Raw genomic sequence first — 21,436 nt, forward strand, 5'->3', positions numbered from 1 at the left:
TGCGGCCGACTCAACGACGGCGACGGAACAGCAGGACGCCGGGCGTGGCGCCGGGTCCAGCATAGGCGTAACCGTCGCTGTCGAAATCCTCGAGCGCGGCGACCTCCGACAGCCGGTTGACGATCACGAAACGCGCCATCAGGCCGCGCGCGCGCTTGGCAAAGAAGCTGACGACGCGGAAGCGGCCGCCGCTCCAGTCCTCGAACACCGGCTGCACGACGGGAACCGACAGCCGCTGCGGCAACAGCGCCCGGAAGTACTCCTCCGACGCCAGGTTGAGCAGGACACTCGCCGCCGCCGCGCGTACGGCGTCTTCGACTGCGGCAGTGATGCGCTCGCCCCAGAACGCGTACAGATCACGGCCACGCTCATTGAGCAGTCGGCTGCCCATCTCCAACCGGTAGGGCTGCATCAGGTCGAGGGGTCGCAGCACACCGTACAGCCCAGACAGGATGCGCAGTCTCGCCTGCGCGAAGTGCAGATCGTCGGCGGACAGCGAAGCGGCGTCGAGCCCGTCGTAGACGTCGCCGTTGAATGCCAGGACGGCCTGCTTGGCGTTCGCCGGCGTGAACGGCCGTGCCCACTCGGCGTAGCGTGTGGCATTGAGCACCGCCAGCTGGTCGCTGATCTTCATCAGGCTGGCGAGCTCCGCCGGCGACAGGCGGCGCAGGCGGTCGACGAGGATCTGCGCGTGCTCGAGCAGGAGCGGCTGCGAGCATTCGGCAACCGTCGGCGGAGTCCGATGGTCGAGTGTCTTGGCGGGCGAGAGAACGAGGATCATCGGCTGTCTCCGGAAGGTGGCGGGATGACGGTCTGCGCATTCTGCTAATATCGGCGATTGTAATCGACGCCGCGCCACAGCCGCCGGCGCTGCCTCCCCGCTGCCGACGGGCCCGGCAGGCGTCGCACGAAACAGAAGAACGAAGCCGTCCATGGAAGAAATCCTCAGTCGTCTTGCGCTGCCGGACAGCGATCTGCCCGAGCTGCTCGCCGAACTCGTTGCCCAGCTGCGCCCGGATGATGCCGCCGATTCCGAGTCGGCACCACGCAATCTGCAGGCGCTCTGCCACATCCTGAACACCCGCCCGGAGCTGCGCCACGCCTTGCGCAACGGCCTGACGAAACTGGCGCAGACCTACCGCCACGGTGAGCTGTACACGTCGACCGGCATCCTGCCGAATACCGGCTTCGTCGCCGAAACCCTGCACCGCATCGGCCACAAGCTGCTGCCCGAGGTGCTCGATCCCGACCTGCTGCGCAGCGTCCTGCGCCGCGCCTTCGACCGACCCGGCGATCGCCGCTGGGTGATCGGCGCCGGTGAGCAGGCTTGGATCGAGCTGCTGATGGCGATCCGCTTCGACGAGGGCGAACCGGCGGCGAGCGTGCCGCCATCGGTCGTTCAGCTTCTCCACTCGCTGCGCGTGCTGTCGCACTGGATCGCCGCCTGCGGCATGGAGCCGGAGCTGCTGCGGCTCGAGCGCTCGCTCGAGACCCACGAATCGCCGTTCACCGAGCAGAACCGCGAGATGAGCGCGTACATCACGGCCTGTGCGGAGAACTGGGGCAGGCCGCCCGCCGCCGACACCGACGACCGCCAACTGCGGGTCCTCTTCAGCCAGTGCCTGGAGGTGATCGAGAAAGTCCGCCGCACGGCCGCCCGCAACGGCACCAGCATCCGTCTCACCTACCACCTGCAGCGGCTGCGGCAACTGCTGCGGCGCTGCGAACAACTGCTCGACATCCTCGCCGCACTGCAGGCCGACCCGCGCGGCAGCGCCGCCTACCCGGCGATCGTCACGCTGTTCGTCCAGCTGGTGCGCGAGGAATGCCTGCGCAACAACCTGCCGCGGCACTGGCGCCAGAATACCGAGATCCTCGCCCTGCGGGTGACCGAGAATGCCAGCCACCATGGCGAACACTACATCACCGAGACGCGCTCGGAGTACTGGCAGATGTGCCGCTCGGCGATGATCGGCGGTTTCGTCATCGCCTTCATGGCCTGCCTGAAGATCCTGCTGAGCAAGGCGGAGATGCCGCCACTCACCGGCGCCATCACCTACTGCCTGGACTACGGTCTCGGCTTCTGCCTGATCCACATCCTTGGCGGAACGGTCGCCACCAAGCAGCCGGCGATGACGGCCAACGCCATCGCCGCCAGCATCAGCGAGGCGGGCGGCCGGCTGCGCGACGTCGAGGGGCTGACCAACCTGATCGCCCGCACCTGTCGCAGCCAGATCGTCGCCATCCTGGGCAACGTCGGCGTCGCGATTCCGCTGGCAGCACTGCTCACCCTGGCGATCTTCGCCGTCAGTGGCGAGCACTTCACCAGCGAGGAAAAGGCGGTGCACCTGCTCGCGGAGCAGAGCCCGATCCACAGCGGTGTGGTCTTCTATGCCGCCATCGCCGGCCTCTGGCTGTTCGTCTCCGGGCTGCTCAGTGGCTATTACGACAACTATGCCGCCTACAACAGGATTCCCGAACGCATCCTGCAGCTCCGCTGGCCACGCCGCCTGTTCGGCGAGGCACGCATGCAGCACGTTGCCGCCTACATCGGCGACAACCTCGGCGCCCTCGCCGGCAACCTGCTCTTCGGCTTCCTGCTCGGCGGTACGACGCTGCTCGGGGTGCTGCTCGGCCTGCCGTTGGACATCCGTCACGTCGCCTTCTCTTCAGCTTTCGTCGGCATCGCTTTCGTCGATCTGGGATACTCGCCGGATGCCTCGCTCTTCCTCTGGGCCGTTCTCGGCGTCGCCACGATCGGCGTCATCAACCTGACGGTGAGCTTCGCGCTGGCGCTCAACGTCGCGCTGCGTGCGCGCCAGGTCGCCGAGCCGGCGTGGCGCAGTCTGGCGCGGGCAGTGCTGGCACACCTCGTTCGCCGGCCCGGCGACTTTTTCCTGCCGCCGCGACGACCGGACTGATCCGTCGCTCCGGCAGGAACGAAAGCCTTTCGCCGGCAGGACGCGGCATATTGGCCGGCGAAGCATGCATTCGCCTTGACCGGGACACGGGATTTTCCTATCCTGCGGCCATGGCCGGGATCCGGCGACTCGTCCGGCCGACCGCACCACCCACACCACCCATTCCTCCCCATCGCACGACATGCAAAGGAATCATGATGACTGAAGCCAAGCCCCCCGCCAAGAAGGCGCCCGCGACCCGAAAGACCACCACCCCGGCGGCAACCGAAGCGCCAGTCAAGGCTGCGGCAGCAACCGCGGCCGCCGCAGCCGCGACTGAAGCAGTCGCTGCCGAAACGCTGACCAAGGCAGCTGCGACCAGGAAGGCGGCGGCGGTGAAGAAGAACCCGGCAAAGGAGGCTGCAGCGGCACCAGCCGCCGCCCCCGCGGCAGCGCAACCCGCGGCTGCCGCGCCCGTCGACGCCGCCGCCGCAGCGGCGCCGGCTGCCCCCACAATCGCCGGGCCGAGTGCCGAGGAACGCTATCGCATGGTTGAGTCGGCTGCCTATTTCATCGCCGAGAAGGATGGCTTCCAGGGCTGCGCCACGCATTACTGGACCCTGGCCGAGCGCGAGATTGCCGTCAGCCTCGGTGAAGTCGAGGCTTGATGTGGCGTTGTCCAGCCGCCCACCAGCGACCCTGTGCCGGAGCGCCGCGTGCGCAAGCGACTGATCGCCGACCGGCAACCGGAAGCCGCGCAGGCACCTGCTGACTGGCTGCGGCTGGACGAGCTCGCCGACGTCGAGATCAGCTCCGAGGATGCGGCCCATCCGATCGAGTCGGCGCTGCTCGCCGCTGCCGGCAATGGCTGGCGCGCCTCGCTTCCCGGCCGCCAGACCATCCGCCTGGTCTTCGCCCAACCACAGCGGCTGCGCCTGATCGCACTGCGTTTCGTCGAAACTTCCTGCCAGCGCACGCAGGAGTACCTCCTGCGCTGGTCCGGCGACGGCGGCCAGTCGTTCCACGACATCGTCCGGCAACAATGGAACTTCGACCCGCACGGGGCAAGCACGCAGACCGAGCAACACCGCGTCGACCTTGCTGCGGTCGGCGTCCTCGAACTGATCATCACACCCGACATCGCCGACCCGCAGGCGATTGCCTCGCTGACCGAGATGCGCCTGGCCTGAGAAATCGGCAGGACCGGTCGTCAGCCGACCGGAAGCAAGGGAAGAAAGCCCCTCATGATCAGTCCGAGGAGCCCCGTCGCCGCAATCGGGTGGCTGACCTTCCCCTGAAAACCCGGCGCAGCAGGCGGTGCAGCCGCCGGCCGATCAATCCTCGAGCAGACTGCGCAGCATCCACGCCGTCTTCTCATGTACCTCCAGCCGCTGTGTCAGGAGGTCGGTGGTCGGCTGATCGTTCGCCGCAGTCACCACCGGCAGCAGCTCGCGCGCAGTCCGTGCCGTCGCCTCCTGCGCGGCGACGAGATGGCGAATCATCTCGACTGCCCGGGGAACCCCTTCCACCTCGGCGATCGACGCGAGGCGGCTGAACTCGCGATAGGTGCCCGGCGCCGGGTGACCCAGCGCGCGAATCCGCTCGGCGATGACGTCGAGCGCGGTCCACTGTTCGCTGTACTGCGCCATGAACATCAGGTGCAGTGTGTTGAACATCGGGCCGGTGACGTTCCAGTGGAAATTGTGCGTCATCAGGTAGAGGGTATAGCTGTCGGCGAGCAGTGCCGACAGGCCGTGCGCGATCTTCTCCCGATCCTCGGCGCTGATGCCGATGTTGATCGCGGGTGCAGTGGCAGTCCTGGTTTTCATCGTGCGACCTCCTTCAGTGAAGAATCCTGCCAGCGGGATGCTGGTCACGAATGCGTCACGCAGCGAACTCCCCGACGCGGGAAGTGCTCGTTCCCTGGCCCCGAAACTGCCGTCTCAGGCAGTGACGTATCCGACGCATGGCGAGATTCTAGGAACAGCCCGATGATGGATCCAATGAATTGTGAAGATGATCACGATTGCCACGAGCTATGACGAGTGAGGCGCGACCGCCGACCCCCGTGCGCGCTGACGCGGCCTTTGGCGTCGCGCCGCGGGCGCCTCGCCACGCACCGCGAAGACCGGCACCACCGCCGGCCACAGACCGCGTTCGCTGGCCTGCGCACCATCGAAGACCAGCCAGCTCTGGCCGCCGTAGTGCGGCAGCGGCCGTGCCAGCGAGCGCAGCGCTGCCGCATCGCCGGCAGCGACCGCCAGCAGCGGCCCGCGCTCGATCGTCCATACCCGCGCCGAGCCGCGCGTTGCGTTCGCGCCCAGGCTCTGCGCCTGCAGCGGCAGACCATTGGCGAGCAGCGCGGCATCGACCTCGGTCGGCGTGCCGACGAGCATCACCGACTCGCCAGCCGCCAACGCCGCCCGCAGGTCCGCCAGGCAAGCGGCGTCGCCGGCCGCTCGAAGAACCGCCCGACGACCGTCTCGGCAGCCTCGCGAAACGCTGCATCGCCCCACGACCAGCCAGCGCGGCTTCAGCGCGCCGACCCAGCGGCGCAGGATGAGCGGCAGCTCGCTGACTTCCTGCAGCCGCCGCCAGGTGCGCGCTTCGGGGTCGATGCGGATGCGCTCGGGCAGGAAATCGAGGTCGAACTCGGCCACCGCTGCGCTCGCCGGTCGAACGTCGACCCAGCGCGTGACGCTGTGCTCGCCGCTGGCGATCTCGACCGGCAGTCTGACCGCCAGCGCCGGCTGCCCTGACGCAGCGTCAGGCGCAGGCGATGGCCCGACGGTGAGCGGCTGGCCACGGCATCATCGACCGTGAACACCGGCAACTGCCGCGAACTCAGCCACTGCTCGAAGACGCCGCGCAGGTCGCCGCCCGCGGCGCGCTCGAAGGCTCGCCGCAGATCGTCCCAGCTCGCGTGCGAAAGCGGTGTGCCTGCCAGAAATCGCGCAAGCCCCTGCCGCGAATGCCACCTCGCCGATGCGATCACGCAAGCATCAGGAAAAACATTGCCGCCTTGCCATAGCCGACCGCCGCCTCGGCGCCATGCCGGCGGCTGCGGAAGTCGCGCAGCGCCGGCTGCTCGCTCGCCGGCAACGCCGCCGCATCGCGCAGCCAGGCGAGCCGCATGGCGCTGTGCGGCCGCCGTGAACGCTCCTCGCTGTAGGCGTAATCGGCGAGAAAGGTGGTCAGCCCTTCGCTCCAGTTGCCGCTGCGTGCATCGACGTAGACGCCGTTGCCCCACCAGTTGTGCAGCACCTCGTGGCCGAGCGAGGTGGCGCGAATGAACGGCAGGCGCAGGACATCGACGCCGAGGTAGGTCAGCGTCGGCATGCCGAGGCCGGTCGGCAGCGGACTGGCGACGATCGAGAAGGCGTCGTAGGGGTAGGCGCCGATGAGTGCGCTGTAGCGCTCGATGTAGCGCGCGCTGTCGGCGAGGTAGCCTTCGGCGAGCCCCGGCTCGGCGTCGAGAGATCGGCGGGAAATAGGTTCGCAGGCGCAGCGGCGAGCGCACCGGCACGCGCCACCAGACGTTCGCGCACGCGCCAGGGACCGGCCATCAGGTCGATGCCATCGGTCGGCTGCGCGAACTCGAACTCGGCCTCGTAGCGATCGCCGGCAGCCCGTCGGCAGCCGTTCCATCCGCAGGCTGCCGGGGACGACGGCGCGCTGCTCGCCGGGCACCGACAGGCGCACCCGGTAGCTGAACAGCGCCAGCGGCGGCTGCGGTACCAGCCGCTGCCCGCGGCGAGGAACGATCCGGCGGCCGCCGCCATCGGCGGCTGGCGTTGCAACACCTGGCGATGGTCGCGACGCATTTCGGTCGCCGGCAGCGTCCCGCCGTAAGCGATGCGCACACGCTGGACGCCTGCCGGCAAGGCGAATCGCCAGGTGCGCGTGCCGTCGCCACGGCTGCCGGCAAGGTCTCGCCGGGACGATCTGGCCAGCCGGCCGCCTGCACCTCGCGCACGCTCAGTGACTCGTGCAGGGCGAACTGCGAAGATCCGCCCGGAAACTGGCAGTTCGGCGATCACCTCGAGCCGCCGCGTCGCCGGTTCGAGCGTCACCGCCAGATCCAGGTCGGCGGCCGCGCGCGCTGCCCAGCGCGAGCAGCAGCAGTGCGCCGGCAAGCCACGCCCGCGGCATCATTCCGGCGGCAAGCGGACGACGATGTCGAGCGTCGTATCGCCGCGTCCGACCCGTAGCGGCAGCCAGGTGCCGGGCGCTGCCGCCCGTACCAGCGCGATCACGGCCGCTGCCTTGCCTGCTGGTCGACCGGCGACCTCGAGCAGTCGGTCGCCGGCCATCAGCCCGCTCTTCTCGGCCAGGCTGCCGGCGGTGACCGCCTGCACGCGGACGGCCGAGGCACCGGCGATGTCTTCCAGTTGCACGCCGAGACGAGGCGGCGGCACGGCCAGCGCCGGCTTCGACGGCAGCACGAAGAGCGCGTCGGCGAGGCCCGGCTGCATCTCGCGACACGCCTCGGCGAACGCCAGCGGCAGCAGCGTGACGACGCGCCCGACGCCGAGGGCACGCAGCTGGTGCGGGACGCCATGACCATGGCGCAGGTGTCCGCTGCCGATGACGCCGACGACGAGTGGCGGCCGCCCATCGCCCTGCCCCGACGCCAAGCGCACGGCCAGCGCTTCGGCCATGGCGCGGTCCCAGTTCAGCTGCGCCTCGACGAAATGGCGGAAGCCGCGGCTGTCGCGACCGCCGTGGCCATGCGCGTGTTCGCGGTAGACACTGAACAGGAAGTCGCGGTAGGCCGAGCTGGCCGGCGCCGCGCGGCCAACCCCTTCGCGCTCGCTCTCCGCCACGGCATCCCAGCCCTTGTCGCTGATCGCCCGCGTCAGGCGTGCATCGACGTTGAGTGCCAGCATCGGCAGACGGTTGATGCGCACGAACTCGAAAAGCGGCAGGTAGAACGCAGCCGGAAAATTCCAGATCTCCTCCCAGCCGGTCTGCGCCAGCAATGCCGGCGCGCTCAGCTCGCCGGCCACCCAGCGATCGAGCACCGGCTGCACACGGCGCGGAAACATCTCGAAGCCGACGACCATCTGCGGACGCAGCGCGTGCAGCCCGGCGAGTACCTGCAGCTGCCAGCGGTGATGATCCTCGTCATCATGCTGCTCGCCGAGCAGGACGACATCAGCCGCGGCGGCGCGCGCCAACACCTCGTTGGCGGGGATACTCTCGCCATTCTCGCCGGCGATCCGCAGCCAGCCCACGGGCGCGGCGCAGGCTGCGCTGCGTGCTGCCGAGCCGGGCGGCAGCAGCGCAAGACCCAGGGCAGCGGCCACCACCAGCAGCGAAAACAACAGGAGCCAGCGACTACCGTGGCACGTCATCGGCTTCCCCTGGTCCATTCAGCCGAAACTCGGCTGCTCCCCGCTGCCGCCGGCAGGCATCCCAGCACTGAGGTCGTACTGCACACCCAAGTAGTAGATCACCCGGCCCTCGCGATCGAGCAGCGGGCGAATCGACAGCCGGTTGAGGAACATGCTGCCATCGCGGCGATAATTGCGCAGGGTCACGACGCAGGCTTCCTGTCTCGCCAGCGCGGCCCGGATCGTTGCCAGCGCCGGCTGCTCGCGATCGTCTCCCTGCAGGAACCGGCAGTTGCGACCAACGATCTCTTCCTGCGGGTAGCCCGACATTTCCTCAAACACCTTGTTCGCATAGACGATCGGGTTGTCGGGCAGATCGGGGTCGGACAGGGTGATGCCATTGACGCAGGAATCAAGAATCTGCGTCAGCACCCAAGGGATCAAACCGTCGTCTTTTGCCGTCGTGAACATGGCGATCTCCCGCAAGGCAGCATGGCGCTACAGTGGACTGGCGCACAGGGTCAGCCCCTGGCGAGCATTTCCTTCTCGATGAGCAGCTTCAGCGTCTTCACCGTCCGCCGGGCGCCGTCCTGCAGCGCGAGGCGAACCAGCTTCTCGAGCGGTCGCAGGCGTGGCTCGAGTGCCGCGATTTCGAAGCTGAAGCGGAGCCGAGTCGATGGATTGCAGTCGTCAAACTCGTAAAGCGATGCATAGGGAGCCGAAACCCCCTGGAAACGGACACGTCCCGGAGCCTCCAGTTCGCTCACCTCGAACACCGATTCGGACTTGTGGCCCTGGTCGACGCGCACCTGACGCGCCTGGAAACCGATCCGCACTGGACCCGCCGAGAGCGCCTGGAGGCTCTGCACCTCCGGCGACCAGCGCGGATAGTTGACCAGGAAGTCGAGCGCGACGAACTGGAAGACGCGGTCGATCTCCTCGAACACGAGGATGTCAGCCGTGGCGCCGATCATTGCTCAGCCCTTGTCCTCCATGGAGACTGCCACGCCGTCGTGCCACGTACCGCTCCGGCACCGCGCGGACTTCCGCTGCCGACAGCAGCGCGGCCCGAAACGGGGGTAGTCTGCTACCCTTCAACTGCAAAGTAAAGTCATCCGATCGCGCGCTCATCCGGCCGAAAACGTCGGGGTCTAGTCACGCGCGATGCCTGTCTGCTACCCTTCGACCTCAAAGCACACTTGGAGCACTGGCCTGATGTCTGCTCACCGAGGCACTTCGATGACTCCGCCGGATCTCCCATCGCGGAACGACGGCCCGTGCAAGTCTCCGCCGGTGACGGCATCCGGCCGACTTCGCCGCCGCGACGATGGGCGGTCGGCCGCTTGGGTAGAGGTCACGCGTCGGAGAAGCTGGTGAACGGGTTCTGGTTTCTCGAGTCGGTCAGCGCCCACGGCTCGCGCATCGTTTACAACGTGGGTCATCTGCCCTTCAGGATCGGTCGCGATACGGACAACGACCTTGCGGTCGCGGCCGCCGGCCTCAGCCGGCATCACGCGGTACTCACGGAAGACCTCAGCGGCCGTCTCAGGCTGACCGATCTCGACAGCCTGAACGGCACTTCGGTCAATCGGCAGCGTCTCGAAGGCTCGTGCCTGCTGCAGGAGAACGACATCGTGCACTTCGGCGGCGTCGAGTTCCGCCTGGGCCTGCGCACGGTGGAGCTGCCCCGGTTCGACCAGTCGCAGACGATGCTGGCTCCTGCGGACTCGACCCTGTCCGAACTCTTCGTGACCAATGAGGACGAGTTCCACCAGTTGCTCGCCGGCCACGGCATCAGCGGTGCAGCGCAAGCCATCGCCGATACCGGCGACGGAACGATCGTCGCCTACGAGTTTCTCGGCCGTGCCTACCATCCGCAGTTGCCGGTCGCGCCGCTGCCGCTGTTCAAGATCGCGCGCAACCTCAATCGCGAGGCCGAGCTCAGCCAGGCATTCCGCAACTTCGCACTGACGGTGATGGCGCCGCGCCTGGACGGTTTCACGCTCTTTGCCAACGTCCATCCCAAAGAGACCTTCAGCGCCGATTTCCTCGCCGCGCTGCGGCACACACGCCAGCACCTGCCCCGGCTTGACCTGGTGATCGAGGTACACGAAAGCGCCGTGACGGACGCGAAGGAACTGGTCGAACTGGCCGCCCGCCTGCGCGACATGGGCGTGCGCTTCGCCTATGATGACTTCGGCGCCGGACAGGCGCGCCTCAACGAACTGGGCGAGGCACCAGCACATTTCGTCAAGTTCGACATTGGGCTCGTGCGCAACATCCACCGCGCCAGCGAACGCAAACGGCACGTCGTGGGCGACCTCGTCAAGCTCGTCCTCGACCTCGGTTCGGTTCCGCTCGCCGAGGGGATCGAGTGCGCCGAGTCCGCCGCGACCTGTCACGCGATGGGGTTCAGACTCATCCAGGGCTTCCACGTCGGCAGACCGATCGCGGCGGACGACCTGCCGCCGGCGAGCGTGCTCACTGACTCCTGAGATGGTGGCGGGGGGCTTCCGCTCCCCGGATCCGGAGGAAAGCGTCGCGCACAGGCGGGCATCGCGGGCGCGGGCCCGACGACACCGACCAGATCAAGCGGCGAGCGAGCAGCGCCGACCCTGTCGGCTTGGTACAATGCCGGATTGACCGTCCTGCAGGCGCCCACACATGAAACGCTCCCGCTTCTCTTCCCGCAAACGCATCTCGGCCGATGCCACCGAACTGAGCCGCCTGGCGATCGGCCTTGCCGAGTCCGGCAGCAAGATGGAAGACCAGTTCTGGCAGGGGCGCCTGGTGGAGTTGGTCAACAGGCTGTTCCACGATGGCACGGAGGATGATTTCACGAGTGCGCTCGACCGTCTCTTCGACGCCCATCCGATGGCGCACGACGACCTCGCCGACATCATCGAAGCGAATGCCGAATCCTGCGTCGTCAGACATGGTGGGCAGGATTTCGATGTCCTCCTGCTGGCCGCGCCGGTGCTTGCCTGGTCACGCTTCTCGATCCCGACGCCGGCGATCGCGCGCAGCACGCTGCAAACGCTGAAGGTCCATCTGGGCGCACACGTTCTGGCAAGCGATGCGCGACTGGCTTTGGCTGACTACTTCTACAGCCCGGACCAGCTGCCGCATACTTTTGTCGACACTTGGCAGATGATGCGTCAGCTCGGCAAGGCGGCGCTGGAAGGTAGCGATCTCAACGTCGATGCGGCAGCGATGCCCGAAACCAATCGCTTCCTCTCCGACACGCGCTACCTGCTCGGCGCCGTGGTGGTGCCGCACCCGTTGCCGATCTTCCACTGGAACGAGAACACGAAGAGCAGCCGCGAGACGGTGCAGAAAGAGTGGCTGCGACAGGGCGGGCCGTGTTTCGAGTCCCTGCTCACTGGCTGCGCCTACCAGCCACTGCTGGCCGACGCCTACCATGCGGCCTGCCGCGCTGCCGACAGTGCATCCCGCCCCTACTCGCTCGATGCTTCGGTCGCTTTCCTGCAGGGCGCCCTCGGCCTGTCGCCGGAGAACCTGCGGGCGGTGGTCGGCGCCTTCCACGACCAGCGCCTCGAGGAGTTCCGCGTCGGCTTTGGTCCACGCGACAGCGAACTGATCTTCCACGGAGTCGTCTGGCCACTGCTGGGAATCGAGGACGAGAACACCGACATTGCCGGCGAGATCGAAACCACGTTGCGCAAGGCGGGGGTCAAGGAGGTTCTGCTACTCGACCAGCAGTTCCCCTACGAGTTCTGCGACGACTGCGGTGCCCCGCTCTACCCGAACGCGGACGGTGAAACCGTACACGCGGAGATGCCGGAACAGGACAACCACCCCTCGCAGACCCTGCATTGAACAGATGCCGACGGACCCACGACGCCGATGACCAGCAACCGCGAACTGCTCGAGCGCAGCCTCCGAGCCGTCTGGCACCCCTGCACGCAGATGAAGCACCACGCCGGCCAGGAAGCGGCGCTGCCCCTCGTACCGATTGCCAGAGGCCAGGGCGTCTGGCTGCATGACTTCGACGGCCATCGCTATCTCGACGGCATCAGCTCGTGGTGGGTCAACCTGTTCGGGCACTGTCATCCACGGATCAACGCCGCCCTGCGTGCGCAGCTCGATGAACTGGAGCACGTCATCCTCGCCGGCTTCACGCAGCGACCGGTGGTCGAACTGTCGGAGCGACTGGCGGCGCTGACCGGCGGCAGCCTTGGTCATTGCTTCTTCGCCTCCGACGGCGCCTCGGCGACCGAGATCGCCCTCAAGATGTCCTTCCATTCCTGGCAGAACCGCGGTCATGGCGAGAAACGGGAGTTTCTCTGCTTGGCGGGCGGTTACCACGGCGAGACCGTCGGCGCGCTGGCAGTGACCGATGTCGCGCTGTTCAGGGATGCCTACGCCGCACTGATTCGCCCGGCGGGAGTCGTCGATTCGCCGGACGCGCGCCTCGCGGCGGCTGGCGAGAGCGCAGTCGATGTCGCCAGGCGAGCCGCCAGCGCCCTCGAAGTGCGTCTCGAGCGGGAACACCGGCACATCGCCGCGCTCATCGTCGAGCCACTGATCCAGTGCGCCAGCGGCATGGCAATGCACGATCCGGAGTACCTGCGCCTCGCCCGCAGCCTCTGCGACCGTTACGGGGTGCACCTGATCTGCGACGAGATCGCCGTCGGCTGTGGTCGCAGCGGCAGCTTCTTCGCGCACGAACAGGCGGCGATCCGGCCGGACTTCCTGTGTCTGTCGAAGGGCATCTCGGGCGGCTACCTGCCGCTGTCGATCGTCATGACCAGCGATGCGGTCTACGCGGACTTCTACGATGACGCCACCAGCCGCGGCTTCCTGCATTCGCACTCCTACACGGGCAACGCGCTGGCCTGCCGTGCCGCACTGGCAACGCTCGACATTTTCGCCGACGAGCGGGTGATCGAGCGCAACCAGGTGCTCGCCCGGTACCTCGGCACCTGCCTGCAGCCGCTCGCCGCTCATCCGCAGGTGCGCCACCTGCGGCAACGCGGCATGATCGCCGCCTTCGACGTCGTCAGCGACGATCCGCTCTTCTCGCGCCACTTCTACGTCGAGGCGCTGGCGAACGGGATTCTCCTGCGACCGATCGGCAATACGGTCTACTTCATGCCGCCGTACATCATCAGCCCGGGCGAGATCGAATTTCTCGTCGAGCGGGCGACGGCGGCGCTGGAGGCAGCCCTGCGGCGATGATCTGGGACGAACTGCAGGGCGAACTCGACGCACTGCAACGCGCTGGCCTGCGACGCGCCCGACGCACCCTCGACGCGCCCTGCGGCCCCTTGGCGCGGGTCGACGGACGCTCGCTGATCAGCTTCTGCAGCAATGACTACCTCGGCCTGGCCAACGATCCGGCACTGGTCGCGGCGGCATGCGCCGGCGCACGCACCTGGGGAGTCGGCAGCGGCGCCTCGCACCTCGTCAGCGGTCACCTCGGACCGCATGCGGCGCTCGAGGAGAAGCTCGCCGCTTTCACCGGCTTCGACCGCGCGCTGCTCTTCTCCACCGGCTACATGGCCAACCTGGCCATCGTCCCGGCGCTGGTCGGGCGCGGCGACGCGGTGTTCGCCGACCGTCTCAACCACGCGTCGCTGATCGACGCCGTGCAACTCTCGCGCGCCGATGGCCAGCGCTATGCACACGCCGACCTGGCTGCGCTCGAGCGCCTGCTCGCTGCCAGCACCGCCCGGCGGCGCCTGATCCTCAGCGATGCCGTCTTCAGCATGGACGGCGACCTCGCGCCGCTGCCCGGCCTGCTGGCGCTCGCCGAGCGTTACGACGCCTGGCTGGTGGTCGATGACGCGCACGGTTTTGGCGTCCTCGGCCCACAGGGCCGCGGCAGCATCGGCCACTTCGGCCTGCCGGCAAGCCGCCGGCTGATCTGCATGGGAACCCTCGGCAAGGCCGCCGGCGCCGCCGGGGCTTTCGTCGCGGCGAATGCGACGGTCATCGAATGGCTTGTCCAGCGCGCCCGCAGCTACATCTTCACCACTGCCGGCAGCCCGCTGGTCGCCTGCGCACTGGCCACCAGCCTTGAGCTGATCGCCGCCGGCGACGAGCGCCGCGCCCATCTCTGGCGACTCGTCGCACAGTTGCGCGATGGCTTGGCCGGCACCCGCTGGCGCCTGCTGCCGTCGCCGACGGCGATCCAGCCGGTGATCGTCGGCGACAACCACGAAGCACTCCGGCTCGCCGCCGCGCTCGACGCGCGCGGTCTCTGGGTGCCGGCGATCCGGCCACCGACCGTACCGCAAGGAACGGCAAGGCTGCGGGTTTCGCTGAGCGCTGCCCACAGTGAGGCGCAGGTGGCGGTGTTGGTCGATGCACTGCGGGAACTGGCGTGCGCCTGATCGCCGGTGACGGGCCCGATCTCGCACTGATCCACGGCTGGGGACTGGGCAGTGCGGTCTGGCGGCCACTGCTCGAACCGCTGGCACGTTCGTGCCGACTGCACCTGGTCGAGCTGCCGGGGTACGGGCGCACGGCCGACGAATCGACGAGCCTGGCGGCCTGCGCCGAGTCGCTGCTCGCCAGCCTGCCGGCACCGGTGACGCTGTGCGGTTGGTCACTCGGTGGCCTGCTGGCGCTGCGCGCGGCGCTGCTGGCACCGCAACAGGTCGGCGGACTGATCCTGATCGGCAGCACCCCATGCTTCGTGCAGCGCCCGGACTGGCCGGCAGCACAGCCGGCAAGCGTGCTGGCCGGCTTTGCCGACCGCGTCGGCCAGTGGCCGGCCGAGACCTTGCAGCGCTTCGTCGCGCTGCTCTGCCAGGGAGACCGGCAGGCGCGGACGCTGACGCGCATGCTGCTCGGCCAGCTCCGCCAACAGCCTCTACCGTCGCCGGCGGCACTGCAGCGCGGTCTCGAATGGCTGCGCGACACCGACCTGCGCCCGCTGCTGGCCGGCATCCGCTGTCGCAGCCTGCTCCTGCACGGCGCCAGCGATGCCCTCAATCCGCTCGCCGCCGCGAGCTGGCTGGCACAGGCACTGCCCGGAGGCCGGCTCGAGGTCTTCCCCGGCACCGGGCATGCGCCCTTTCTCGCCGACCCCGCACGCTGCTCCGAACTGATCAACCAGTATTGCCATGCCACCCGTGCCCACTAGACAGCGTGTCCGCGAATCCTTCGACCGCGCCGCGGCCTCCTATGATGAGGCGGCGATCGTGCAGCGACAGGTCTGTCAGTTGCTGCTCGACCAATTCCGACCCTCGACCACGCCGGACTCGATCCTCGATGCCGGCTGCGGCACCGGCTACGGAATCGGCCTCTTGCAGCAGCGGTGGCCTGCGGCAGAGATCCTCGCCATCGACTTCGCGCCGGCGATGCTCGCCGCCGCCCGCCAGGGCGCCGATCTGTGCATCGCCGCCGACATCGAGGCCCTGCCCTGCCGCGACGCCAGCTGCAGCATCTGGTGGTCGAACCTGACCGTGCAGTGGTGTGATCTCGTGGCAGTCTGCCAGGAAGCGCACCGGGTCCTGCGTCCGCACGGCGAATTGGCGCTGAGCACGCTCGGTCCCGCGACCTTTGCCGAATTGCGCGAAGCCTTCGCCAGCATCGACCAGCACCGCCACACGATCCGCTTCAGAGAACCGGAGGCGATCGCCGGGGCGCTGCGCCACGCCGGCTTCGCCGGCGTCCGCCTGCACCGGCAAACCGTCAGCCATCACTACCCGGACCTCGTATCACTGTTGCGCGCGGTCAAGGACATCGGCGCCAACTCGGTCGGTGACGGTGTGCGCAGCGGCATGCTCGGACGCCGCGCCTGGCAAAGCGTGCAGGCGGCCTACGAACGACACCGCACGAGCGACGGCCTGCCGGCGCGTTACGATGTCATTCTTGCCTACGCCAACAAATGAAGAACATCCCCTTGGCGTGGTTCATCACCGGCACCGACACCGAGATCGGCAAGACCTTCGTTGCCTGCGCGCTGCTGCACGCCCTGCGCCGATCTGGCGCGCGTGCGGTGGCGATGAAGCCGATCGCTGCCGGCTGCGACGAACACGGGATCAACGACGACGTCGAGCGACTGCTCGCGGCGTCGTCGTTCGCGCCGCCGCGGCAGCTCGTCAACCCCTACGCCTTCCGCGCCGCCATCGCCCCGCACATCGCAGCCGCCGAGGAAGGCCGGCAGATCGAGCTGCCGGCCATCGCCACCGCCTTCGCCGAGCTGCGCTCGCTGGCCGACGTGGTCCTAGTCGAGGGAGTGGGCGGTTTCTGCGTTCCGCTCGACGCCACGACCGATACGGCTGACCTCGCTGCACTGCTCGATCTGCCGCTGATCCTGGTCGTCGGCATGCGCCTCGGCTGCATCAACCATGCCCTGTTGACGGCACAGGCGATCGCGGCACGCGGCCTGCCCCTGGCTGGCTGGGTTGCCAACCGGATCGATCCGGCGATGTCGCGTTTCAGCGAGAACCTGGCGGCGCTGCGCAGCCGGCTGCCGGCGCCGCTGCTCGGCGTCGTCGAGCACGGCACGACGCCGGCCGAGGCAGGACTCTCGCTACGGCTTCCGCAGGCACCTGGCCACTGAAAAAAGGACCCGGCCGCACAGCGGCCGGGTCCGGTTGGCCGCCGACGACGATCAGGCGCGTTCGAAGATCACCGCAATCCCCTGCCCGCCACCGATGCACATGGTGACCAGCGCATAGCGACCACCTGTGCGCTGCAGTTCGTGGATCGCCTTGGTGGCGATGAAGGCGCCCGAGCAGCCGACCGGATGGCCCAGCGCGATCGCGCCGCCGTTCGGGTTGGTCTTCACCGGATCGAGGCCAAGCCCCTTGTTGACCGCGATGGCCTGCGCCGCAAAGGCCTCGTTGGCTTCGATGACGTCCATCTGATCCAGTGCAAGCCCCGCCTTCTTCAGCGCCAGCCTGGTCGCCGGGATCGGTCCCTCACCCATGATGTCGTTCGGCACACCGGCGACCGCATACGAGACCAGCCGGGCCAGCGGCTTCTGGCCGGCACTGGCGGCCACATCCGCCGCGGCGAGGACGAGGAAAGCGGCCCCGTCATTGATTCCGGAGGCATTGCCGGCAGTGACGGTACCATCCTTGGCGAAGGCCGGCTTCATCTTGGCCAGGGTCTCGATGGTCGTGCCGCCCTTGACATGCTCGTCGGTATCGAACACCACATCGCCCTTGCGCGACTTGAGGACGATCGGCACGATCTGCGACTTGAAGCGCCCCTCGGCGATGGCGGCGGCAGCCCGGCGCTGCGACTCGACGGCGAAGGCGTCCTGCTCCTCGCGGCTGATGTTCCACTTCGTCGCCAGGTTCTCGGCGGTGACGCCCATGTGGCCGACGCCAAAGGGATCGGTCAGGGTCGCCACCATCATGTCGATCGCCTTGCTGTCACCCATGCGGGCGCCGGTGCGCATCGCCGGCAGCATGTAGGAACCGCGCGACATCACTTCGACGCCACCACCGATGCCGTAGTCGGCGTCGCCCAGCATGATGTTCTGGGCCGTCGTCACCACCCCCTGCAAGCCCGACGCGCAGAGGCGGTTGACCGCCATGGCGACCGAATCCATCGCCAGCCCCGCCTGGATCGAGGCGACGCGGGCGACGTAAGCGAAGCGCGAGTCGGTCGGAATGCAGTTGCCCACCGTGACATAACTGATCTGCTGCGCATCGACACCTGAGCGGGCGATCGACTCCTTCATCACGGCACCGGCCAGCTCATGCGGCTCCATGTTGGCGAGTGAACCACCGAAGGTGCCAATGGCTGAACGGACCGCGCTCAATACGACGACTTCTCTAGTCATGAAGAAACTCCTGTAAATGTTCGATCAACCCCTACCATAGCGGCAAGGCCCACCAGCAACGACGACAGCAAGCATAGCAGCAAATCGCGCCAAACCAGAGCCCTGGCGCTTTTCATGCAATCTGCATGAGCCTCGGCAGAGCTGCCGATCGCCAGCCGTTGGCGACGGACTGACGCTCACGCAGCGGTCGCCATCTTGCGCGGAGCAGCGCGGCCTGCAGGTGACGCAGGCTGATCAGGAACTCCTCTTCGGCGCCACCACGGGCGGCGTCGTCTGGCAACGCCAGGCGGACGCGGTACATGGCCCAGTTGCGCGGGACTTGCGGAACGCCGTCACTTCACGCAACATCTCGCTGCCAGGTCAGGAAGATCGCTCCACAATGAAACTGTCGTCAGTCTTTTACAAAGCGCCGAAGGGCCTCGATGAGATCGCCACGCGGGCTCACCACTTGCCTTCGCGCATGCGGGCCATGTTGATCCTGGTCGATGGCCACCGCACCGGCAGTGAGCTGGTCGCCCTCAGCAGTTCGGTCAGCGAGGGCCGGAAACAACTGTCGGCCCTGCTCGCCGGCGGCTTCGTCCAGACGCATCCGCCGAGTCGCCGCAGTGTCGTGGCAGGAGCCAGCCACGGCACCGCGAACGCAGCGGCTGACGACGACATCAGCCTGGCGCGCAGCTACGCCGCCCGCAGCCTGCGCGAGCTGCTGGGTGATCAGGCAGCGAGTCTGGTTGCCGAGATCGAACAGGTCCGGACGCGCGATGAACTGCAGCAGAATCTCGGCCGCCTGCGGGCTGCGCTGGCCGCAGCGCCGGATCAGACGCGTGCCAGGCAGTTGCTCGACCAGATCGAGCTGGTCCTCGATTGACCGTTGCCTGCGTCGGCAGGAGAGTGCAGGAAGGGGCGACATGCTCCGCCGCCCGGCGCCGGCAAGCGCGATTGCGGCGCCGATTGCTCGGCGCAACGGATTGCTAGCAGCCTGTCGGACTTGATGGGTCGAAGCGAAAAAAGTGGGAGACGAGCGCAGTTTTTCACGGATTTCAAGCGAATAGCTGTTCTATTCGTGCAGAAATACGGGGAGAAATGAGCCGTCTTCCCACTTTTTGCAGCCGACTTGGTCAAGTCCGACAGGCTGCTAGGGCTCGCCCTCAGCCAGCGCGCGGTACAGCGACATGATGATTCCCGCCGTCGCGCCCCAGATGAAGTGACCGCGGTAGGGCATCGCGTAGTAGTGCCGCAGCCGGCCACGGTAATGCAGTGAATGCCGCTGGTGGTTGACCGGGTCAAGCAGGAAGGAGAGCGGCACCTCGAACACTTCTGCCACCTCGTAGGCATCGAGCTGCAGCTCGAACGGGGGGCTCACCATGGCCACGACCGGGGTGACGCGAAAGCCGGTACTGGTCAGGTACTCGGGCAGATAGCCGGCGACATCGACATGCGCTGCTCCCAGGCCGATCTCCTCGGCTGCCTCGCGCAGGGCGGTATGCACCGGCGACGGGTCGGACGACTCGCAACGGCCACCCGGGAAACTGATCTGGCCCGGATGATCCTTCAGGTGTGCGGTCCGCTGCGTCAACAGCACGGTCGGCTCTTCATTGCGCTGGACGATCGGAAACAGCACCGCAGCGGGCATCAACTCCTCGTCGCCGACCCCGTCCTCGAGGACGATCCGCGTCGCGCACGGCACCGCATGCAGGACCTGCCGCACGCGATCGAGGTCGACCATCCGGCGCTCAGGCGGTGGTGGAGCCAGTGTCTGGTCAGCCGGCGACTGCGCACGCATCGTCGATCCTCGCTTGTGCCACGGCCAGCGCGTCGCGCAGGCTCTCTTCGGACAGCGCGTTGATCGCACTGGCAGCACGATCGGCCGCGCGGACCGAAGCCGACGGCAAATCCCGGCTGTCGAGAGAAGCGATCAGCGCCGCCGTCGCACCGACGACCTGCAGCAGTGTCTCGCGCTCGCGCATCAACATCTCGATTTCCTGCCCGAGCAGGCTGGCCGTACCATCGCGACGACGCATGTCAAGCCTTTCCTAGAAGCGCTTCCTGAGGGTCATCGATTGACCGTCGCGCTGCATCTCCATGCGGTTGAGGAAACTCATGCCGAGCAGAGCCAGTGGCAGGTCGTGTTCGTGAACGAGCGCATCGACATTGTTGACGGTGATCTCGCCAACGCGCACGCTGTCGAGCTTGACGCGCACGACCCGCGCCGGGCCGTTGGCCGTCATGGAAAAGTCCGGCACGCCCTTGCTGGTGTCGATGCCGATCCGCCGCGCGTCGCCTGCCCCCAGCCCGATCATCGTCGCGCCGGTATCGACCATGAAGCGCACCGTCGTCCCGTTTATGCTGCCGGTGGTGAGGAAATGGCCCTGCGCATCGGCCATCAGCGTCGCCCGGGCGCCGCCCGTTGGCGCCGCCGGCGAGGCAACGTTCTCGCCGACGCGCAGCCTGCGCTTCCTGCCATCGGACTCGATCGTCGCCGTCTCGCCATCGACCGCCAGTACCGCCACACCCTCGGCAGTCGTGCTGCCGACGGCAACGATCCGCGGCGCGCCGCCGTTGATCGTCAGCAGCGCCTTGCCGGGAAAGACGCCGGCCAGGCCGACATCGGCGGCCTGTGCCGCAGCGGCGAGCAGGCAGAAAACCGACAGTGGGGCGCGGCGCCCCGCATCCCGGGCGATCCTCGCGAGAAACCGCTCAACGTCGTGCACGCATCCTCCTTGCTCTGGCTGGCCCCTGCATTTGGCCATCGCCAGGCGGCCGCGCCAAGGCATTTTGCCACATTCCACTGCCGGCGCCAGGCAACTCAACCTCGTCGCCGCGCGCGCGCCGATCAGCGATAGACGAGAACCGGAATCTTCGAGTGCGTCAGAACCTTGTTGGTCTCGCTGCCGAGCAACAGCGCAGTGAAGCCACGACGCCCATGCGATGCCATGAAGATCAAGTCGCAGCCGGCCTCGGTCGCCGCGTCGATGATTGCCTGGTAGGGGATGTCACTGGTCATCGACAGCCTGTCGACCGGAACGCCGGCGCTCTCGCACAGTCCGGCGACGAAATCCAGCGTTTCTGCTGCCTGCCGCTCGGCCAGTTCGGCAAACTTCTCCGGCGTCGTCGGATCGATCAGCGCGCCTTCGCCGTAGTAGCTCACCGGGTACTCCGGCTTGGCATAGAAGGCCGTGATGCGGGCACCGGCTTCCTTGGCGAAGGAGACCGCCCGGCGGGCCGTATCCCTGGAGAGTTCAGAGCCGTCCGTGGGAACGAGAATGTGTTTGAACATGGCGCCACCTCCACTGTCAAGTGATTGCAATGTAAGCATGAACAGCGACATCAATCTTGATCGAGATCAAGCAGCAGATCAAGCTGCTGCGTCCCGCGCCCGCTCCGGCGCGACGGAACGGCCTGCGACATTTTGTCCTCTCGACGGCGGCGTC

At 67.6% G+C, this 21,436-nt stretch carries 24 protein-coding genes; 11 read left to right on the forward strand and 13 right to left on the reverse strand.

The window, feature by feature from the left end:
• Positions 1–10: 10 nt before the first annotated feature.
• Positions 11–781 carry a peroxide stress protein YaaA gene (yaaA, locus tag V5B60_RS18025; RefSeq protein ID WP_332348839.1) on the reverse strand — a complete coding sequence of 257 codons (771 nt, stop codon included), beginning with the start codon at positions 779–781 and terminating at the stop codon, positions 11–13.
• Between the two features lie 151 nt (positions 782–932).
• On the opposite strand from yaaA, the gene V5B60_RS18030 reads away from it, so the two are divergent.
• From V5B60_RS18030 to V5B60_RS18040, 3 genes are all read left to right on the forward strand, one after another.
• Positions 933–2,921, forward strand: a complete 1,989-nt coding sequence (locus tag V5B60_RS18030; protein WP_332348841.1) for a site-specific recombinase — start codon at positions 933–935, stop codon at positions 2,919–2,921.
• A gap of 194 nt (positions 2,922–3,115) precedes the next feature.
• The gene (locus V5B60_RS18035; protein ID WP_332348843.1) at positions 3,116–3,568 is read left to right on the forward strand and encodes a DUF2934 domain-containing protein; all 453 of its coding nucleotides are present in this window, start codon (positions 3,116–3,118) and stop codon (positions 3,566–3,568) included.
• A 48-nt stretch (positions 3,569–3,616) separates the two neighbouring features.
• A complete protein-coding gene (locus tag V5B60_RS18040) occupies positions 3,617–4,090 on the forward strand; it encodes a carbohydrate-binding protein (protein WP_332348845.1) in 474 nt (157 codons plus the stop codon).
• A 144-nt stretch (positions 4,091–4,234) separates the two neighbouring features.
• Here the strand turns inward: V5B60_RS18040 and V5B60_RS18045 are convergent, their stop codons facing one another.
• The 6 genes from V5B60_RS18045 to V5B60_RS18070 all read right to left on the reverse strand — a co-directional run bounded on the left by V5B60_RS18045 (position 4,235) and on the right by V5B60_RS18070 (position 9,210).
• Positions 4,235–4,729 (reverse strand): Dps family protein, encoded by a 495-nt coding sequence (locus V5B60_RS18045; RefSeq protein ID WP_034941681.1) that lies wholly within the window; start codon positions 4,727–4,729, stop codon positions 4,235–4,237.
• Between the two features lie 207 nt (positions 4,730–4,936).
• Positions 4,937–5,560, reverse strand: coding sequence for a hypothetical protein (locus tag V5B60_RS18050; protein WP_332348848.1), 624 nt, complete (start codon positions 5,558–5,560; stop codon positions 4,937–4,939).
• A gap of 331 nt (positions 5,561–5,891) precedes the next feature.
• Positions 5,892–6,590, reverse strand: a complete 699-nt coding sequence (locus V5B60_RS18055) for a hypothetical protein (protein ID WP_332348849.1) — start codon at positions 6,588–6,590, stop codon at positions 5,892–5,894.
• 461 nt (positions 6,591–7,051) lie between these two features.
• Complete coding sequence (locus V5B60_RS18060; protein WP_332348851.1) at positions 7,052–8,257, reverse strand: ChaN family lipoprotein; 1,206 nt, start codon at positions 8,255–8,257, stop codon at positions 7,052–7,054.
• Between the two features lie 18 nt (positions 8,258–8,275).
• Positions 8,276–8,707, reverse strand: a complete 432-nt coding sequence (locus V5B60_RS18065; RefSeq protein WP_332348853.1) for a PAS domain-containing protein — start codon at positions 8,705–8,707, stop codon at positions 8,276–8,278.
• Positions 8,708–8,757: 50 nt separating this feature from the next.
• Positions 8,758–9,210 (reverse strand): SRPBCC family protein, encoded by a 453-nt coding sequence (locus V5B60_RS18070; RefSeq protein ID WP_332348855.1) that lies wholly within the window; start codon positions 9,208–9,210, stop codon positions 8,758–8,760.
• Positions 9,211–9,609: 399 nt separating this feature from the next.
• Between V5B60_RS18070 and V5B60_RS18075 the strand changes: the two genes are divergently transcribed.
• The 7 genes from V5B60_RS18075 to bioD all read left to right on the forward strand — a co-directional run bounded on the left by V5B60_RS18075 (position 9,610) and on the right by bioD (position 16,775).
• A complete protein-coding gene (locus tag V5B60_RS18075) occupies positions 9,610–10,731 on the forward strand; it encodes an EAL domain-containing protein (RefSeq protein ID WP_332348857.1) in 1,122 nt (373 codons plus the stop codon).
• 169 nt (positions 10,732–10,900) lie between these two features.
• Positions 10,901–12,076, forward strand: coding sequence for a DUF2863 family protein (locus V5B60_RS18080; protein WP_332348859.1), 1,176 nt, complete (start codon positions 10,901–10,903; stop codon positions 12,074–12,076).
• Between the two features lie 27 nt (positions 12,077–12,103).
• Positions 12,104–13,438 (forward strand): adenosylmethionine--8-amino-7-oxononanoate transaminase, encoded by a 1,335-nt coding sequence (gene bioA / locus V5B60_RS18085; protein WP_332348860.1) that lies wholly within the window; start codon positions 12,104–12,106, stop codon positions 13,436–13,438.
• On the forward strand, positions 13,435–14,595 hold the full coding sequence (bioF, locus tag V5B60_RS18090; protein ID WP_332348862.1) for an 8-amino-7-oxononanoate synthase: 1,161 nt from the start codon (positions 13,435–13,437) through the stop codon (positions 14,593–14,595). Before bioA ends, bioF begins: the two co-directional genes overlap by 4 nt.
• Positions 14,586–15,350, forward strand: a complete 765-nt coding sequence (locus tag V5B60_RS18095; RefSeq protein ID WP_332348864.1) for an alpha/beta fold hydrolase — start codon at positions 14,586–14,588, stop codon at positions 15,348–15,350. Before bioF ends, V5B60_RS18095 begins: the two co-directional genes overlap by 10 nt.
• Positions 15,331–16,101 (forward strand): malonyl-ACP O-methyltransferase BioC, encoded by a 771-nt coding sequence (gene bioC / locus V5B60_RS18100; protein ID WP_332348866.1) that lies wholly within the window; start codon positions 15,331–15,333, stop codon positions 16,099–16,101. The genes V5B60_RS18095 and bioC overlap by 20 nt, the downstream gene beginning before the upstream one ends.
• Entirely contained in the window at positions 16,098–16,775 is a 678-nt protein-coding gene (gene bioD, locus V5B60_RS18105; RefSeq protein WP_332348868.1) for a dethiobiotin synthase, read from the forward strand. The genes bioC and bioD overlap by 4 nt, the downstream gene beginning before the upstream one ends.
• Before the next feature lie 51 nt (positions 16,776–16,826).
• On the opposite strand, the gene V5B60_RS18110 is transcribed toward bioD, so the two are convergent.
• Together V5B60_RS18110 and V5B60_RS18115 are read right to left on the reverse strand one after the other, a co-directional pair.
• A complete protein-coding gene (locus V5B60_RS18110) occupies positions 16,827–18,008 on the reverse strand; it encodes an acetyl-CoA C-acyltransferase family protein (protein ID WP_332348870.1) in 1,182 nt (393 codons plus the stop codon).
• Positions 18,009–18,120: 112 nt separating this feature from the next.
• Entirely contained in the window at positions 18,121–18,309 is a 189-nt protein-coding gene (locus V5B60_RS18115; RefSeq protein WP_332348872.1) for a hypothetical protein, read from the reverse strand.
• Positions 18,310–18,387: 78 nt separating this feature from the next.
• On the opposite strand from V5B60_RS18115, the gene V5B60_RS18120 reads away from it, so the two are divergent.
• Positions 18,388–18,873 (forward strand): hypothetical protein, encoded by a 486-nt coding sequence (locus V5B60_RS18120; RefSeq protein ID WP_332348874.1) that lies wholly within the window; start codon positions 18,388–18,390, stop codon positions 18,871–18,873.
• Positions 18,874–19,140: 267 nt separating this feature from the next.
• On the opposite strand, the gene V5B60_RS18125 is transcribed toward V5B60_RS18120, so the two are convergent.
• The 4 genes from V5B60_RS18125 to V5B60_RS18140 form a co-directional block, all read right to left on the reverse strand.
• Positions 19,141–19,788 (reverse strand): CoA pyrophosphatase, encoded by a 648-nt coding sequence (locus V5B60_RS18125; protein WP_332348876.1) that lies wholly within the window; start codon positions 19,786–19,788, stop codon positions 19,141–19,143.
• Entirely contained in the window at positions 19,766–20,026 is a 261-nt protein-coding gene (locus tag V5B60_RS18130; RefSeq protein ID WP_332348878.1) for a hypothetical protein, read from the reverse strand. Before V5B60_RS18130 ends, V5B60_RS18125 begins: the two co-directional genes overlap by 23 nt.
• A gap of 12 nt (positions 20,027–20,038) precedes the next feature.
• Positions 20,039–20,716 carry a retropepsin-like aspartic protease family protein gene (locus tag V5B60_RS18135; RefSeq protein ID WP_332348880.1) on the reverse strand — a complete coding sequence of 226 codons (678 nt, stop codon included), beginning with the start codon at positions 20,714–20,716 and terminating at the stop codon, positions 20,039–20,041.
• A 122-nt stretch (positions 20,717–20,838) separates the two neighbouring features.
• On the reverse strand, positions 20,839–21,282 hold the full coding sequence (locus V5B60_RS18140; RefSeq protein WP_332348882.1) for a universal stress protein: 444 nt from the start codon (positions 21,280–21,282) through the stop codon (positions 20,839–20,841).
• Positions 21,283–21,436 lie beyond the last annotated feature (154 nt).

The sequence above is a fragment of the Accumulibacter sp. genome, from assembly GCF_036625195.1.
Lineage (GTDB): Bacteria > Pseudomonadota > Gammaproteobacteria > Burkholderiales > Rhodocyclaceae > Accumulibacter.

Excerpts from the sequence above, each read along its gene's own strand:
- V5B60_RS18140 (WP_332348882.1), bottom strand. The coding sequence starts at position 21,282 with ATGTTCAAACACATTCTCGTTCCCACGGACGGCTCTGAACTCTCCAGG.
- V5B60_RS18120 (WP_332348874.1), top strand. The coding sequence starts at position 18,388 with ATGAAACTGTCGTCAGTCTTTTACAAAGCGCCGAAGGGCCTCGATGAG.
- bioA (WP_332348860.1), top strand. The coding sequence starts at position 12,104 with ATGACCAGCAACCGCGAACTGCTCGAGCGCAGCCTCCGAGCCGTCTGG.
- V5B60_RS18110 (WP_332348870.1), bottom strand. The coding sequence starts at position 18,008 with ATGACTAGAGAAGTCGTCGTATTGAGCGCGGTCCGTTCAGCCATTGGC.
- V5B60_RS18060 (WP_332348851.1), bottom strand. The coding sequence starts at position 8,257 with ATGACGTGCCACGGTAGTCGCTGGCTCCTGTTGTTTTCGCTGCTGGTG.
- V5B60_RS18115 (WP_332348872.1), bottom strand. The coding sequence starts at position 18,309 with ATGTACCGCGTCCGCCTGGCGTTGCCAGACGACGCCGCCCGTGGTGGC.
- V5B60_RS18045 (WP_034941681.1), bottom strand. The coding sequence starts at position 4,729 with ATGAAAACCAGGACTGCCACTGCACCCGCGATCAACATCGGCATCAGC.
- V5B60_RS18030 (WP_332348841.1), top strand. The coding sequence starts at position 933 with ATGGAAGAAATCCTCAGTCGTCTTGCGCTGCCGGACAGCGATCTGCCC.
- bioC (WP_332348866.1), top strand. The coding sequence starts at position 15,331 with ATGCCACCCGTGCCCACTAGACAGCGTGTCCGCGAATCCTTCGACCGC.
- V5B60_RS18125 (WP_332348876.1), bottom strand. The coding sequence starts at position 19,788 with ATGCGTGCGCAGTCGCCGGCTGACCAGACACTGGCTCCACCACCGCCT.
- V5B60_RS18130 (WP_332348878.1), bottom strand. The coding sequence starts at position 20,026 with ATGCGTCGTCGCGATGGTACGGCCAGCCTGCTCGGGCAGGAAATCGAG.
- V5B60_RS18070 (WP_332348855.1), bottom strand. The coding sequence starts at position 9,210 with ATGATCGGCGCCACGGCTGACATCCTCGTGTTCGAGGAGATCGACCGC.
- V5B60_RS18035 (WP_332348843.1), top strand. The coding sequence starts at position 3,116 with ATGATGACTGAAGCCAAGCCCCCCGCCAAGAAGGCGCCCGCGACCCGA.
- V5B60_RS18065 (WP_332348853.1), bottom strand. The coding sequence starts at position 8,707 with ATGTTCACGACGGCAAAAGACGACGGTTTGATCCCTTGGGTGCTGACG.
- bioD (WP_332348868.1), top strand. The coding sequence starts at position 16,098 with ATGAAGAACATCCCCTTGGCGTGGTTCATCACCGGCACCGACACCGAG.
- V5B60_RS18080 (WP_332348859.1), top strand. The coding sequence starts at position 10,901 with ATGAAACGCTCCCGCTTCTCTTCCCGCAAACGCATCTCGGCCGATGCC.
- yaaA (WP_332348839.1), bottom strand. The coding sequence starts at position 781 with ATGATCCTCGTTCTCTCGCCCGCCAAGACACTCGACCATCGGACTCCG.
- bioF (WP_332348862.1), top strand. The coding sequence starts at position 13,435 with ATGATCTGGGACGAACTGCAGGGCGAACTCGACGCACTGCAACGCGCT.